Here is a 14,611-nt window from a genome sequence, read left to right on the forward strand (position 1 = left end):
ACACATCATATTATTCGAGTAATAAAAAAAATTATTCTGAGCATTATTAAAAGCATTCTTGTATTAACAAGGCTTTTTAATAAAGCACAGAATAATAAATTGATCGGTATAATCCTCGTTATTTTAATTTAAGAATAACCAGCTGAAAATGCGATTCGTCCGAGTGTAATCGGTAGAAAAAACTGGCTCTTCTCTGTTAGTGAAGCTGGTGCTAGAGCGAATGCGATCTGTTTGAGTCTAGCCGAAACCGCAAAAGCAAACGGCATCGACTTCTATAAATACCTAGTGAAGTTATTTACAGAGCTGCCAAACCTACCAATTCACCAAGAACCTAATATTTTACAAGACTACATGCCATGGTCGAAATCAATTCAAATAACATGTGCAAAATAACAGCCTTCAATCCAAAAAGTAGCGGATTGAAGGCTAATCGTCGTGGGTGCCGTAAGGCACGCTATTTTTTTATTTCGGGCTTACTATATAAAAGTCTTTACAACACAATGACTCCAAATAATAAAGAATGCCTACATAAGTAGGCATTCCCGTTTAAACTACCGATACCAATTTTAACTTTGCCTCTTCATACTCTTTCTTCAATTGATTAACTACAGCTTCTACATGTTCAATTGACTTAATCGTTGTTACTCCATGCCCAGCTGACCAAACGTCACGCCACATTTTTACCTCAACCATACTAGAAAAATCGATTTCTTCTTTTCGTTTTAAATTTGATGGGTCTAGATTATTTTTAAGTAAACTTGGAATTAAGAAATTCGCATGTACTCCGCTTATTGCATCAGTATATAGAACATCTTCGATTGAAGAATCGACTAGCATTTGTTTATAGCCCTCAAAAGCTGCACTTTCTTCGGTTGCAATAAATTTAGTTCCCATGTATGCAAAATCTGCTCCCATAACCTTAGCTGCTAATACATCTTTCCCATGTGAGATTCCACCTGCTAAAATTGTGTAGCCGTTCCAAAACTCTCGAACTGCATCCAAGAAAGCAAAAGGATTTAAAGTACCTGCGTGACCGCCAGCACCTGCAGAAACTAAAATTAATCCATCTACACCGGCTTCCGCAGATTTCTTAGCGTGTTTTACAGTTGCAACATCGGCAAATACAAGTCCACCATAACTATGGACAGCTTCTGTTACCTTTCCAGGATGACCTAGAGAAGCAATAACAATTGGTGGTTGATATTTTTTGATTAACTCTAAATCAGAATCATGACGTTTATTTGTTTTATGGGCAATAAAATTAACTGCCCAAGGTTCTGTTGGTAATGCCTCTTTAATTTGTTTTAGCATATTCTCGGCCTCTTCAGCCGTTCTTGCATTTAACATCGGAATTGAACCAATTACCCCGTTCTTACATGATTCAATCACCAATTCAACACTTGATACTAAAAACATTGGCGCAACAATAACTGGTAAACTTAATTTCTCAAACAAGACGTTTCCCCCTTTTTTAAATTCCATTCCTTATCTCAATATTTCAACAAATGATATGAAATTCCTTTTTATGAACAGATTTTCTATATAAATTCGTTTTTTTATAAAAAAATACCTACAGATTTCATATATCTGCAGGTGTTTATAAAAATTAATATTCGTCTTCACGATATCCAAAATCACGTAATTGTGATTGCTTATTACGCCAATCTTTTTGCACTTTTACCCATAGTTCTAAATACACTTTAGAACCTAACAGCATTTCTATATCTTTTCGCGCATGTGTTCCTACCTGTTTTAAAAGTGAACCTTGTTTACCAATGACGATTCCTTTTTGTGAGTCTCGCTCTACCATGATTGTAGCCTGAACGCGAATTTTATTTTCGTTTTCTTCATCACGCTTAATTTTATCAATTACTACTGCAATTGAATGCGGTATTTCTTCACGTGTTAAGTGAAGAATTTTTTCACGAATCAATTCTGAAATAATAAATCGCTCTGGGTGATCCGTAACTTGATCAGCTGGATAATATTGTGGACCCTCTGGTAAATAGCTTTCAATTGTTTCTAACAGATTTTCAACATTATTTCCTTCCAGAGCTGAAATCGGGATAATTTCTTTAAATGGATACTTATCCTTATAGCTGTTGATGAATTTGGCTAATTCATCTGGATGTACTTGGTCAATTTTATTTACTACTAAAAATACTGGAGTTGTGTTCCCTTCTAACATTTCTAGAATAAACTGGTCTCCTTTTCCTAAATCCTGTTCAGCATTTACCATAAACATGACTAAATCTACTTCACGTAATGTATTTTTCGTCACTTTAAACATAAACTCACCAAGTTTATGTTTTGGTTTATGAATACCAGGAGTGTCAATGAAGATCATTTGACTGTTACTGCGTGTTAATACACCTTGAATTTTGTTTCTTGTTGTTTGTGGTTTATCGGACATAATTGCGATTTTTTGTCCAATAACGCGATTTAAAAATGTTGATTTCCCAACATTTGGTCTCCCAATAATTGAGATAAATCCTGATTTATAGTTCTGATTTTCCTGCTGCATAATCTAAATCCTCCGGTGAGAAGGCAAATGGTATAAGTTCGCCTACTGTAGTTTCTTGTACGTCCCCTTTTAGGTTTGTTAAGTATACTGGCATATCTGGTGCACAAAATTCACTCATTACTTGTCTACATGCTCCACAGGGGGAACATGGCCCGTTTGTGTCTGCAACCACAGCAATTGCTTTAAATTTTCTTACGCCATCTGATATTGCTTTAAAGAAAGCTGTACGCTCAGCACAGTTTGTCATACTGTAACCTGAATTTTCAATGTTACATCCATGATAGATTTTACCGTCTTCCCCTAAAAGAGCTGCACCAACTTTAAATTTTGAATATGGTACGTATGCTTTTTCACGTGCAATTTTCGATTGCTCTAATAATGTATCTTTATCAATTGTCATTGTTTGACACCTCTCTAATTATTACTCAAAACCATTTTGGAACAAAAATTATCAATCCAATCACAACACTTGTAATCGCAAAGATTAATACTGCTCCAGCTGCTATATCTTTTGCTTGTTTTGCAAGTGGGTGAAAAGTTGGCGATGCCAAATCGACAACACTTTCAATTGCACTATTGATCATTTCTGCTCCAATAACTAAAGCGATCATTAATATGATTATTAACCACTCAACAGTCGAAAGCCTTGTTAGTAAACCAGCAACTACGACTATGAGCGCACTGGTCAAATGAATACGCATATTTTGTTGTTTGAAGGAAGCCCAAATCCCTTCTAATGCGTATCCGAAAGATTTAATGAGCTTTTTTACATTCACTGTTAATCACGACCTAAACCAAAGGAAGATAGGATTTGATCCTGCTTACCAAACATTTCTTTTTCGTCTTCAGAATTCATATGATCATAACCTAATAGATGTAAAAATCCGTGAACTGCTAAAAATCCTAGTTCTCTCTCAAAGGAATGGCCATACTCTTCAGCTTGTTCTTTTGTTCGGTCAATTGAGATAATAATATCTCCTAAGACTCTTGGCATATCTTCACCAATTATTTCAATTTCCCCTTCTCCCATTTCCTCTAGAGCAAATGAAATAACATCTGTTGGTTGATCTTTATCGCGGTATGTGCGATTAATTTCATGAATCGCTTCATTCGTAACAAAGGTAATCGAAACTTCACTACCATCTTCTATATTTTCAACTTCAGCTGCATGTTGGAGTAATTTTTCCACAAGATTGATATGCTCTTGTTGTACTTCATTTGTTTCATCTAAAAAATCAATATTGAGACCCATAATTTCCTCCAATAAATTGTGTAAAGTTAGTCTTCTTTCGGATATTCAATTCGAGAGTGAAAAATTCCGTTTAAAGTTTCACATAATGCTTTTTCAATAATTTTTAATTCTTTAATGGATACATCACACTCATCGAACTGGTTCTCCTGTACGCGACTTTGGATAATCGAATGAACTAGATTACGTATTTTATCACTATTCGGGCTTTTCATCGAGCGAACAGCTGCTTCCACACTATCTGCAATACTAATTACTGCAGCCTCTTTTGTTTGTGGTTTAGGGCCAGGATATGAGTAAAGTGATTCGTCTACTTCTTTCCCTGCTTCTTTCGCTTTATGAACAAAGTATTTTAAGGTACTAGTACCATGATGTTGCAATGCAATGTCAATAATTTCTTGTGGCATTTTATGTTTACTTAACAATTCCGCTCCATCAGTAGTATGTGCAATAATAATCTCTGCACTTCTTTCCGGTTGTAAGGAATCATGTGGATTTATACCTGACATTTGATTTTCGATGAAAAATGCCGGTCTTTTTGTTTTACCAATATCATGATAATAACAGCCAACCCTTGCTAACAATCCGTCTGCACCGATTGCTTCACATGCAGCCTCAGCTAAATTTGCAACCATAATGCTGTGATGATATGTTCCAGGTGTTTCTGTTAATAGTTTCTTTAGCAACGGATGGTTTGGATTGGATAACTCGATTAGTCTCATTGTCGACAATAATCCAAAAGCTGATTCAAAGAATGGCAATAATCCCATCGTTAAAGCTCCAGAAAGTAATCCAGATACAACTCCAGCAATTCCATAGAACAATAATTCCATTAAGCCATATTCAGTTTGAATCATTAATAGATAAAATGCGATAAATCCTAAGTTTATGATAGCTACAATCGCACAAGCTTTTAGTAAATCAGAACGTTTTTCAATACTACGCATAAAGAATATACTAGCGAATCCACCAAATATGATATAAAGTGCAATATCCATTTGAAGTACCGCAGCATAACCTTCTTGGAAAATAACTCCTGCCGAAGTGGCGATTAAAATCGTAACCAAACCTGCGATTTTATCGTTACATAAAAGACGCACTAACATCGTAGCCAACGCTGTTGGGTAAAGAAAGGCTACTGTCACATCGAACTCATCTACGATTATGCTCATTAATTCCATTAAAATAATCGATAATGAATAGATAATCGATGTTACCAGAACTGCATTACGTTTTTTAATAAGATTCATTTTTGAACGATCAAATAAAATAAATAAAAATGACATTTGAATGACGATTAGAATTATCAAGCCAAATATTGGATTATAAGAGGCATTGTTATCTAACATTCCCAATAATTCTAATTGACGGTATACCTCACGATCTACTAATTCACCTTCTGTTACAATGATTTGTCCTTGTAAAATACGTGTAGGTTCAACCGCTTCACGAGCCTGTCTTATAAGTTCATCGGTTTTAGCTTGATCTAAAAATTCAGTTTCGACGATGGCACCTCTTGCAATTACAATAATTGCATTTTTTAACGAATCGTCGATACTCGTATTTTGTCTTACTTCATTTTCAATTTCGTTTTTAAATGAATTCAGTTGTTCTTTTCTAATTTCGTGATTTAATTTTTCTTTAACTAATGTTTGGACAGTATTACTAGCAATTTGTAAATCTGATTTTGCACTTGATAATAAAGACCATAAGTGATCATCGGTAAACATTAGTTGGGTTTGACTATCCGTTATCTCGGTTAACTTGTCTCTTAATTGTTGTATTTGAGCTTCTTTTGATGGTTGTTGTATTTCAACTCCCATACCTTCTGGTAATACATTCGTTACTTTACTTTTTTCTATCTCTGATCGAACATCCTGAATAATTTCAAAAATAGATGATACAAGCTCAATTCTATGTTCTGCTGCTTCTTTGTTGAATACATAAACCGGTTCAACTGAGCGCTCTGCTTCAGCACGTTCTTCTTCTGTTTTTACTGTATCTTCAACCGTTTTAGCAGAACGTATGGTGTCTGGAGCTAATTCAAATGTTTCAATATCATATGTGACGCCTCTCACATTTTCAAACATTAAAATGAATTGTAAGATTCCGGTCATAATTAGGACAATTACTAAGAATGTTCGAAAGTTAATGATATTTAAAAACTTTTTATAGTGCATAACCATACGCACCCCCAATAGCATATATATACTAGTTTACCAATTTATCATAACAATTTCATTGATTCATATAAAATTCTTCTAAATTTAACAAAAAGAGGTTGACTTGAAAGGCAAACTTCAAGTCAACCCATTCCTAAATGTAACAAAAATCTACCAATACTATTACGTTTAAGTCATCAATGTATCTTCTGAAGGGGTATCTATCGCAACCCTATTCAAATGTTTACAATTCTTGCTCCGTATATGCTTGTATAATTCTTGCGACTAATGGGTGACGAACTACATCCCCTGCCTCTAAAATTTGGAAATGGATATCTTTTACATATTTTAACGTACGTTCCGCAACAATTAAACCTGATTCTGTATTTTTTGGTAAGTCGATTTGAGATTTGTCTCCAGTAATGACCATTTTCGATCCAAATCCTAAACGGGTTAAAAACATTTTCATCTGTGCATGAGTAGTATTTTGGGCTTCGTCAAGAATTACGAAGGCATCATCTAAAGTACGACCACGCATGTAAGCAAGTGGTGCAATTTCAATTGTCCCACGTTCAATTAATCTTTGCGTTTGTTCCGCCCCATAAATATCATGTAAAGCATCGTATAAAGGTCGTAAATAAGGGTCTACCTTTTCTTTTAAGTCTCCAGGTAGGAATCCTAATGACTCACCTGCTTCGACAGCTGGACGAGTTAAAATTATACGTTTTACATGTCCATTTTTCAAAGCTTGTGTTGCCATAACAACAGCTAAGTAGGTTTTACCCGTTCCAGCTGGTCCAATACCAAACACTAAATCTTTGTGGCGTATCGCTTTAATGTATTCTCTTTGACCGATTGTTTTTGCACGAATTGGAGTACCTTTATTAGTTCGAGCAATTTCTTCATTATAAAGCTCTGAAAAATACTCGATTGTCCCCTTATTAACCATTTCTATAGCTGTTGCTACATCTCTAATATCAATATTTATTCCTTTTCTAATTACTTTAAGAAGTTCAGATACAAGTGCTTTTGCATTATTCTTTGCATCTTCTTCACCAGTTATTTGTATTACTTCTCCCCTAGTAATTATTTGAACTTTAAAAGTTTCTTCAATTAATTTTATATTTGCATCTTTCATGCCTAGTAACATTACTGCTTCATTTGGATTTTCAACTTGTAGTACCGATAATTGTTCTGACATTCAATCATTCTCCTTGGGAAATTGGGTATGGTTTTGCTATGTTTTCATTTACCAAAAATAGGACTTTCCCTTTCACTTTATCACCATCGAATGTTACGTGCAAAATGTTTTCCTTTTTGATAACCGTTTTTGGTGGTAAGGACTTTAATAGTTTTTCGTGCAAGAGTGGCAAAATAAATGATTCGATTTGGTCTTCGGTAATTTCTTGAGTTGAAGTAATGTACTTTTGGGTCTCCTTGATTTCTACAAATCTTGAAAGCCACTCTGGTAAATTGACTTCTCGAAACGATTGTTCAGACTCCTTTTCGTCATTTATTTTAAAATTAATCGTCCATTTTCTTTCTGTAGAAGAAATGTATTGGACTTTTTTAGGTATGGTAAATTCCGTTTCCAACCAGTAATCTGCGAAAACTTCTCCAACAGCTCCGATCGTAACAGATTTATCACCTACAGTAATAACCCCTGACACTAAAGTATCACCTTGGTATACGGTTGTATTTGGCGAGACTCTTCTCTCACCACTTGTTAAAACAAAATGAGTCACGACTCCACTTTTTGCAGCAACTAGATGGTTTAACTGTTCAGGCTTTTGCTCTTTAACATCTGTAATAGGTGCCAATTGTGGAACAATTGTTATCTTACTTCCCTTTTTAAATATATGAACCCAAGAGAGTTCACGCATATCTTCCATGATGGTTTGTCTTATTTCAAAATCCGATTCTAGATTCTTTTTAAATACTGGGCTATTCAGATTTAACTTCTCAGTCATCACTTTTTCAACTGCAACTCTTACTTCAGGAGTTTCTGCCTCTACTTCAACTTTCCATATAAATTGAGAAAATACGATTGGAATGATGATTAAGAAAAGTAAACCAATATAGGTTTTCAATTCCCTTTGAAAAATCATCGTTGATTGCAAATAACGAATTTTCACTTTCAGATTATATTTTTTCCGAGTCTCTCTTACAATTTTTACATCTTTTCTTGCTATTTCAAAAGTAATATATTGATCTGCATAGGCTATGTTTTTTATTTTCACTTTTTTACTATGCAATGCTTGGATAAACGGATGAACTTTATCGGATTTCGTAATTTTTATTTCAACAGGGCGGTAGTCTACTCTCATGGTTTATCACCCTGCTTTTTCATTTCGATTGATAATAAATCTTCTACGTGTAATAATAATTCTTCCACCTTTAACACATCAATATGTACTTTTTTTGCTTTTATAAGTATGTGATATTGCTCATACTTAAAAGCACAATGTTGGTCAGAGGCTTCTAAGAATTTATACTGACCAATTATTCTCATTTCATTACAATTGAATAGTTCGATTAAAGGTTCGGTTTGAAACAACTTTTTCAAATAAAATAGCCCCCTTTCGCAAAAGTATATGCTTTTGGAAAGAGGGACATGATGTATTATTTATTATTTTGTATATAACGCATTATCTTTGTTTTGCTTTTGGTGGACCAATTATTTCAGAAGCAATAATCGCTTGAAGCATCGCTTGTTTTGAAGTCGGGACGTAAGAACCAATTTCACTTTGTTGGATAGGATCTTTCCGAATTGCTCTGTTTGTATTTTTGGATGACCGGTTTTCATCTAAAGTTGGTCTTTTGTTTACAATATTTTTCGGATTAGTCGGTTCTACTTTAACAGCAGTCGTTACTGACTCTGCTTTTGGCTGAACTACCACTTCCTTATATTGTGGCCCAGTAAAAACATCTTTAGGTTGGTTCGTCTTCTCGTTTAGTTGATCAAATACTTCTTTCGCAAAATCCTCTAAAGATTTAAAGGTTGTTGTTGATTTTCTAGGTTCAACTTTAGGTTTTGGATATTGTTCGAAAGACGTTGTATTAGGCTTATTATTAAATGGTGGCATAGGCTTATGATTTTGCTGTTTTACTTCCTTACTCTTTGAAATAATTGAGAAAATAATCCCAATAATTACAAAAATAATAAAACTTCCACTCATTACGAACACTCCCTTCTATAGGGCTGTATATCATTTTACTTTTGAGTTGTATCTGGTTTATCGTTTGTTACTTTGGCAATTGAATCACGCATAGAAGTATCTGCTTGAATATTTTTGTAGTTCATATAATCCATTATTCCAAAGTTACCACTTCGTAATGCTTCTGCTAATGCCATTGGAACTTCAGCTTCCGCTTCTACTACTTTTGCCTTCATCTCTTGAACACGAGCAATCATTTCTTGTTCTTGTGCTACAGCCATTGCACGGCGTTCTTCCGCTTTTGCCTGAGCGATGTTTTTATCTGCTTGTGCTTGTTCAATTTGTAATTCTGCACCAATGTTTTTACCAACATCAACATCCGCAATATCAATCGATAAGATTTCAAATGCAGTACCTGAATCTAATCCCTTAGCTAAAACTGTTCTAGAGATCATATCTGGGTTTTCCAATACATCTGTATGTCTTGGGGAGCTACCGATTGTTGAAACGATCCCTTCACCAACACGGGCAATAATTGTCTCTTCACCAGCACCACCGACTAAACGTTCGATGTTTGCTCTTACTGTAATACGTGCTTTTGCTTTTACTTCAATACCGTTAATAGCCATACCAGCAATGAATGGTGTTTCAATTACCTTAGGGTTAACGGACATTTGTACTGCTTCTAAAACGTCACGACCAGCTAAGTCAATCGCTGCACAACGTTCAAATGGTAATTCGATATTTGCGCGATGAGCTGCAATTAATGCATTTACTACTCTGTCAACATTACCACCAGCTAGATAGTGAGACTCTAATTGGTTAATTGTTACTGCTAATCCTGCTTTATGAGCTTTAATAAGAGGATTTACGATTCGAGAAGGAATTACTCGACGTAATCTCATACCAATTAATGTGAAAATACTAACTTTCACTCCTGCTGCAAGTGCGCTAATCCACAGTGCAACCGGAACTAACGTAAAGAATACAGATAATACAATAATGGCAAGTACTACAATAATGATAAAACTAAGTGTTCCTGCATCGTTAAAAATATCCATTAATCTTCATCTCCTTTAATGATTTCTCTCACGACAATACGTGATCCTTCTACTCGGATAATTTCTACTTTCTTATTTAAATTGATGTAACTACCCTCTGAAACAACATCAAGTCTCTCCTTATCGACCTGAATTGTTCCAGAAGGGCGTAAAGGAGTTAAAGTTTCCCCGACTTTCCCTATCAATTCATATCGATTTTCATTTGAAACATAACCTTCATCAGTGGTAGTTGCATCTCTTAAAACAAGCTTACTAAAGAAATGCAAATTTTTCCCTAGGAATTTCATCATAATCACCATTCCTATTACTGCAATAAACATTGCAATTAAAATTGAATACGCCATATAAACAACACTTTCGCCTGCAAAAAGCAGACTTATAATAACAAGTGCAGCGCCAATTACACCAACAATTCCACCTGGTATAAATAATTCACCTATTATAAGAGCAAACCCTATAATAAACATAATGATGGAAGCATAACTTGCATGCCCTTCAACCATATGGCCATAGAAAAAGAGTACGAAGGCTAATATTCCAATTGTCCCGGGTAGTCCAAATCCAGGTGAAAATAATTCGATCACTAAACCGAGACAGGCGATCGAAAGTAAAATCGTTACTACAACTGGATTTGTGATATAGTCCGCAACATGATTAAAAAAAGTTGGTTCCGTATTAGTAGCTGCTAATACTTTTGTAGGGATCAGAAACAAACCAAATATAAATAAAAGAAACCAATTTAATTTCTTCATAGTTTCATTCTCTCCTCCTTTCCCAAATGCTCTTAATATGTTTACGGTTACATTAGCAAAAAGTTTCAATATTAGTTCGTTTATTTTTATTTTACACTATTTCGTATCATTTTTGGAAAAAAGTAAAATAAATGAAAAATACCCTAGTATTTACATAGTTGCAAATACTAGGGTATGTCATTTCACAAGTTAGAAAATCTAAAATTGCGTGTTTTGAACGTAGGGATTGACAGGAAAAATTACCACTTACGTTTTCGTGCAGCTTCTGATTTCTTTTTACGTTTTACGCTTGGTTTTTCATAAAATTCGCGTTTTCTTACCTCTTGAATAGTACCACTTTTAGAAACAGTACGTTTGAAGCGGCGAAGAGCATCTTCAAGCGATTCGTTTTTTCTAACGACAGTTTTTGACATCTCTCTTTCCCTCCCTCCGAACACACGTCAATACACTTCCGTGAACATTTCACATTTAGTGTACTAAAGAATTATATCGTAATGTATGAGCCCAGTCAATAGATAGAATAAAATACATTTTAATAATTATAAAAAATAACTGAATTTCTAATAAATCTTAGTAATTTGAATTAGATGTTAATCCATTCATGATGGCAACACCAGAACTAGCACCGATTCTTGTCGCACCAGCTTCGATCATTTTCTTCATATCTTCAAGGTTTCGAACGCCACCAGAAGCTTTTACACCGACAGATTCACCAACAGTTTTACGCATTAAAGCTACATCTTCTGCCGTTGCACCACCAGTTGAAAATCCAGTTGAAGTTTTTACAAAATGAGCTCCTGCTTCAACTGACAATTCGCACGCTTTCACTTTTTCTTCATCAGTTAGTAAACATGTTTCAATGATAACTTTTACTAAAGTTCCATTAGCAGCTTTTACTACTTCTTTAATATCATTTAGAACTACATCATATTGTTGATTTTTTAGTGCACCGATATTGATTACCATATCGATTTCAGTAGCACCATTTTGAATCGCATCTTTTGTTTCAAACGCCTTCACTTCTGAAGTTGTTGCACCTAATGGGAAACCAATTACAGTACAAACTTTCACTTCTGAATTCGCTAATTTTTCTGCACATAATTTTACCCAAGTTGGGTTAACACAAACAGATGCAAATTTATATTGTAGTGCTTCTTCACAAATTTTTTCAATTTGATCTTGTGTAGAATCCGCTTTTAATAGAGTATGGTCAATGTATGCGGCATAATTTGTTGTTGTCATAATAATACCTCCAATAAAAATACCTACGTCTTATCATATCATTTATTACTCAAAAAAAGTAAAATCTGAATTTATGAAAAATTCCTCCGTGTTATGTCTTAGTATGTTAAAAAGAAAATCGGTAAAACCCTATTAAGTTTTACCGATTTATGTTTATTGTACTTGTTCTTCTAAAACTCTTACAAATTGTCCTTCATTATATGGATAACCAGCTTTTGTTATTTTTACTTTTATTAACTTACCTATCATGTCTTCTGTACCTTCAAATACAACACGTAAATAATTATCAGTATGTCCAACTAATAGGTTTTCTTGGTCTGTTTCTTTAAAACGTTCTTCTGGAATGACCTCTAATACTTCACCTTCAAAGCGTGATGCGTATTCTTTTGCAAGTTGATCATTTAAAGTAATTAAACGATGTACTCGTTCGTTTTTCACGTCTTCATCGATTTGATCTTCCATACGTGCTGCTGGTGTACCTGTACGTTTAGAGAATGGGAATACATGTAATTCAGCAAATTTATATTTTGCAATAAAATTATAAGTTTCCATAAATTCTTCTTCTGTCTCACCAGGGAAACCTACAATAACGTCAGAAGTAATGGCTAAATCAGGTAATGCATCATTTAGTTTCTCTAATCGCTCTGCAAAGAAGTCCATCGTATATTTTCGTCTCATACGTTTTAGGACCGTATCTGAACCAGATTGAATAGGAATATGTAAATGACGAACTACTATATTGGAATTTTTAAGTACCTCTATTACTTCATCTGTTAGTTGAGAAGCTTCAATTGATGAAATACGTAGACGTTTTAAACCTTTAACATTTGCTTCTAAGTCGCGTAATAATTGGGCTAAATTGTAATCTTTAAAGTCTTGACCATATCCACCAGTATGAATACCAGTAAGTACGATTTCTAAGTAACCTGCATCAACTAGTTGTTGTGCTTGTTTAATAACTTCTTGTGGATCACGTGAACGCATTAATCCACGAGCCCATGGAATAATACAAAAAGTACAGAAGTTGTTACATCCCTCTTGAATCTTTAAAGAAGCACGTGTTCTATCTGTAAAGTAAGGTACATCTAGTTCCTCATAAACACGATTTTTCATAATGTTACGTACTGCATTAATTGGTTGTCTTTCTACTCGGTACTGATCGATATATCCAAGCATTTTTTGACGATCTTGCGTACCAACAACGATATCTACCCCTGGAATTGCCATAATTTCAGCTGGTGATGTTTGAGCGTAACAACCTGTTACACAAATAACAGCGTCTGGATTTTGACGAACTGCACGACGTATTACTTGACGTGATTTTTTATCTCCTGTATTAGTTACGGTACATGTATTAATAACATAAACATCTGCTTGATGTTCAAAATCGGTACGTTCGTATCCTTGTTCTTTAAACAGTTGCCAAATTGCTTCTGTTTCGTAATGGTTTACTTTACAACCTAATGTATGAAAAGCCACTGTTGCCAAGGCTAGTACACCTCTTTCATTCAAATTCATATGAAATGGCAGATAGCGCATATAGCGGCGCAGTTTCTGCTCGTAAAATTCTCGGTCCGAGTGACATCGTTACAGCTCCAGCATTTAATAAGCTTTCTGCCTCAGTTCGTGAGATCCCACCTTCAGGGCCAAAGATCAATAAAATAGACTTCGATTTATTATCATACACCTTTTTAAGCTTATCCGCAAATCTTGTGCGATTTTCCTTCTTGGCATCTTCTTCATCTGCTATAAACACATGATCATAATTTTCCAAAAGAGATAGAAGTTGTTTAAATGTAATCGGATTAGAGATTTCAGGGACATGGGTACGGTGTGATTGTTCTGCAGCTTCTTGAGCAATTTTTTGTGTTCTTTCGGTTTTCTTTTCCCCTTTTTTTTCATCCCATTTCACGATAGAACGTTCTGCCTTAAAAGGGATTAACCGATGCATACCAAGCTCTGTTCCCTTTTGAGCGATAAATTCTAATTTATCTCCTTTTGGTAGACCACAAGCTATGTCTACTTGTACCGGCATTTCAGGAGAGGGAACAGTTTCTCCAGTTTGTTTTACAACAACCTCATCGCTTAATGAAATGATTTCACATATGTATGCAATCTCTTCTACAACAACAATTACTTTTTCGCCAGCTTCCATACGCATTACTTTCGATATATGTCTTGCACTATCTCCAGTGATTACTAATTCTTTTTCTGTATTAAATGTTTCATTTACAAAATAACGTTGCATTTTGATCCTCCGAAGATTTTTAGCATATTTTAGTTTACTCCAAATTCCAAACAAAAAATGAGGCTGTTAGTAATTAACTCAAACTTCGCAGACTGAAATCGACAAATAAGCCTTGATATAGTTAGGCAGACCGTCAATCCATTGCTGTAGTTGACTTTTGATTATTTTTTGAATCGTTTTATTCGTCTTTTTTAAGGCATCTTCAAGAAGCTCGA

Annotated in this window: 16 protein-coding genes and 1 pseudogene; 1 reads left to right on the forward strand and 16 read right to left on the reverse strand. The window is 34.7% G+C overall.

Annotation, left to right across the window (positions count from 1 at the left end):
* Positions 1-138: 138 nt before the first annotated feature.
* Positions 139-393 (forward strand): annotated as a pseudogene (locus ACOQFO_RS11340) (transposase domain-containing protein); the annotation flags it as partial.
* A 153-nt stretch (positions 394-546) separates the two neighbouring features.
* Here the strand turns inward: ACOQFO_RS11340 and ACOQFO_RS11345 are convergent.
* The 16 genes from ACOQFO_RS11345 to ACOQFO_RS11420 form a co-directional block, all read right to left on the reverse strand.
* Positions 547-1,482, reverse strand: a complete 936-nt coding sequence (locus tag ACOQFO_RS11345) for an NAD(P)H-dependent flavin oxidoreductase (RefSeq protein ID WP_421689775.1) — start codon at positions 1,480-1,482, stop codon at positions 547-549.
* A gap of 124 nt (positions 1,483-1,606) precedes the next feature.
* Entirely contained in the window at positions 1,607-2,524 is a 918-nt protein-coding gene (gene era, locus ACOQFO_RS11350) for a GTPase Era (RefSeq protein ID WP_421689776.1), read from the reverse strand.
* A complete protein-coding gene (locus tag ACOQFO_RS11355) occupies positions 2,499-2,924 on the reverse strand; it encodes a cytidine deaminase (RefSeq protein WP_421689777.1) in 426 nt (141 codons plus the stop codon). The genes era and ACOQFO_RS11355 overlap by 26 nt, the downstream gene beginning before the upstream one ends.
* Before the next feature lie 25 nt (positions 2,925-2,949).
* The gene (locus ACOQFO_RS11360) at positions 2,950-3,300 is read right to left on the reverse strand and encodes a diacylglycerol kinase family protein (protein ID WP_421689778.1); all 351 of its coding nucleotides are present in this window, start codon (positions 3,298-3,300) and stop codon (positions 2,950-2,952) included.
* Positions 3,301-3,302: 2 nt separating this feature from the next.
* Positions 3,303-3,776, reverse strand: a complete 474-nt coding sequence (gene ybeY, locus ACOQFO_RS11365) for an rRNA maturation RNase YbeY (RefSeq protein WP_421689779.1) — start codon at positions 3,774-3,776, stop codon at positions 3,303-3,305.
* A 26-nt stretch (positions 3,777-3,802) separates the two neighbouring features.
* Positions 3,803-5,959, reverse strand: coding sequence for an HD family phosphohydrolase (locus tag ACOQFO_RS11370; protein WP_421689780.1), 2,157 nt, complete (start codon positions 5,957-5,959; stop codon positions 3,803-3,805).
* A gap of 220 nt (positions 5,960-6,179) precedes the next feature.
* A complete protein-coding gene (locus ACOQFO_RS11375; RefSeq protein ID WP_421689781.1) occupies positions 6,180-7,136 on the reverse strand; it encodes a PhoH family protein in 957 nt (318 codons plus the stop codon).
* Between the two features lie 4 nt (positions 7,137-7,140).
* On the reverse strand, positions 7,141-8,262 hold the full coding sequence (locus ACOQFO_RS11380; protein WP_421689782.1) for a sporulation protein YqfD: 1,122 nt from the start codon (positions 8,260-8,262) through the stop codon (positions 7,141-7,143).
* Positions 8,259-8,501, reverse strand: coding sequence for a hypothetical protein (locus ACOQFO_RS11385; protein ID WP_421689783.1), 243 nt, complete (start codon positions 8,499-8,501; stop codon positions 8,259-8,261). Before ACOQFO_RS11385 ends, ACOQFO_RS11380 begins: the two co-directional genes overlap by 4 nt.
* An 82-nt stretch (positions 8,502-8,583) precedes the next feature.
* Positions 8,584-9,114, reverse strand: coding sequence for a hypothetical protein (locus ACOQFO_RS11390; RefSeq protein ID WP_421689784.1), 531 nt, complete (start codon positions 9,112-9,114; stop codon positions 8,584-8,586).
* Positions 9,115-9,149: 35 nt separating this feature from the next.
* A complete protein-coding gene (gene floA, locus ACOQFO_RS11395) occupies positions 9,150-10,154 on the reverse strand; it encodes a flotillin-like protein FloA (protein ID WP_421689785.1) in 1,005 nt (334 codons plus the stop codon).
* Entirely contained in the window at positions 10,154-10,906 is a 753-nt protein-coding gene (locus ACOQFO_RS11400; protein ID WP_421689786.1) for an NfeD family protein, read from the reverse strand. The genes floA and ACOQFO_RS11400 overlap by 1 nt, the downstream gene beginning before the upstream one ends.
* A gap of 239 nt (positions 10,907-11,145) precedes the next feature.
* Positions 11,146-11,319 carry a 30S ribosomal protein S21 gene (gene rpsU, locus ACOQFO_RS11405; protein WP_004227078.1) on the reverse strand — a complete coding sequence of 58 codons (174 nt, stop codon included), beginning with the start codon at positions 11,317-11,319 and terminating at the stop codon, positions 11,146-11,148.
* A gap of 157 nt (positions 11,320-11,476) precedes the next feature.
* Complete coding sequence (gene deoC / locus ACOQFO_RS11410) at positions 11,477-12,148, reverse strand: deoxyribose-phosphate aldolase (protein ID WP_421689787.1); 672 nt, start codon at positions 12,146-12,148, stop codon at positions 11,477-11,479.
* A 153-nt stretch (positions 12,149-12,301) separates the two neighbouring features.
* Positions 12,302-13,636 (reverse strand): tRNA (N(6)-L-threonylcarbamoyladenosine(37)-C(2))-methylthiotransferase MtaB, encoded by a 1,335-nt coding sequence (mtaB, locus tag ACOQFO_RS11415; protein WP_421689788.1) that lies wholly within the window; start codon positions 13,634-13,636, stop codon positions 12,302-12,304.
* 16 nt (positions 13,637-13,652) lie between these two features.
* A complete protein-coding gene (locus tag ACOQFO_RS11420) occupies positions 13,653-14,396 on the reverse strand; it encodes a 16S rRNA (uracil(1498)-N(3))-methyltransferase (RefSeq protein WP_421689789.1) in 744 nt (247 codons plus the stop codon).
* Between the last annotated feature and the right edge of the window lie 215 nt (positions 14,397-14,611).

This window comes from Ureibacillus sp. MALMAid1270 (assembly GCF_049202975.1).
Taxonomy (GTDB): domain Bacteria; phylum Bacillota; class Bacilli; order Bacillales_A; family Planococcaceae; genus Ureibacillus.

What these genes read in the sequence shown, in the direction of transcription:
- ACOQFO_RS11345 (WP_421689775.1), bottom strand. Translation starts at nt 1,482, where the DNA reads ATGGAATTTAAAAAAGGGGGAAACGTCTTGTTTGAGAAATTAAGTTTA.
- era (WP_421689776.1), bottom strand. Translation starts at nt 2,524, where the DNA reads ATGCAGCAGGAAAATCAGAACTATAAATCAGGATTTATCTCAATTATT.
- ACOQFO_RS11355 (WP_421689777.1), bottom strand. Translation starts at nt 2,924, where the DNA reads ATGACAATTGATAAAGATACATTATTAGAGCAATCGAAAATTGCACGT.
- ybeY (WP_421689779.1), bottom strand. Translation starts at nt 3,776, where the DNA reads ATGGGTCTCAATATTGATTTTTTAGATGAAACAAATGAAGTACAACAA.
- ACOQFO_RS11370 (WP_421689780.1), bottom strand. Translation starts at nt 5,959, where the DNA reads ATGGTTATGCACTATAAAAAGTTTTTAAATATCATTAACTTTCGAACA.
- ACOQFO_RS11375 (WP_421689781.1), bottom strand. Translation starts at nt 7,136, where the DNA reads ATGTCAGAACAATTATCGGTACTACAAGTTGAAAATCCAAATGAAGCA.
- ACOQFO_RS11380 (WP_421689782.1), bottom strand. Translation starts at nt 8,262, where the DNA reads ATGAGAGTAGACTACCGCCCTGTTGAAATAAAAATTACGAAATCCGAT.
- ACOQFO_RS11390 (WP_421689784.1), bottom strand. Translation starts at nt 9,114, where the DNA reads ATGAGTGGAAGTTTTATTATTTTTGTAATTATTGGGATTATTTTCTCA.
- floA (WP_421689785.1), bottom strand. Translation starts at nt 10,154, where the DNA reads ATGGATATTTTTAACGATGCAGGAACACTTAGTTTTATCATTATTGTA.
- ACOQFO_RS11400 (WP_421689786.1), bottom strand. Translation starts at nt 10,906, where the DNA reads ATGAAGAAATTAAATTGGTTTCTTTTATTTATATTTGGTTTGTTTCTG.
- rpsU (WP_004227078.1), bottom strand. Translation starts at nt 11,319, where the DNA reads ATGTCAAAAACTGTCGTTAGAAAAAACGAATCGCTTGAAGATGCTCTT.
- deoC (WP_421689787.1), bottom strand. Translation starts at nt 12,148, where the DNA reads ATGACAACAACAAATTATGCCGCATACATTGACCATACTCTATTAAAA.
- ACOQFO_RS11420 (WP_421689789.1), bottom strand. Translation starts at nt 14,396, where the DNA reads ATGCAACGTTATTTTGTAAATGAAACATTTAATACAGAAAAAGAATTA.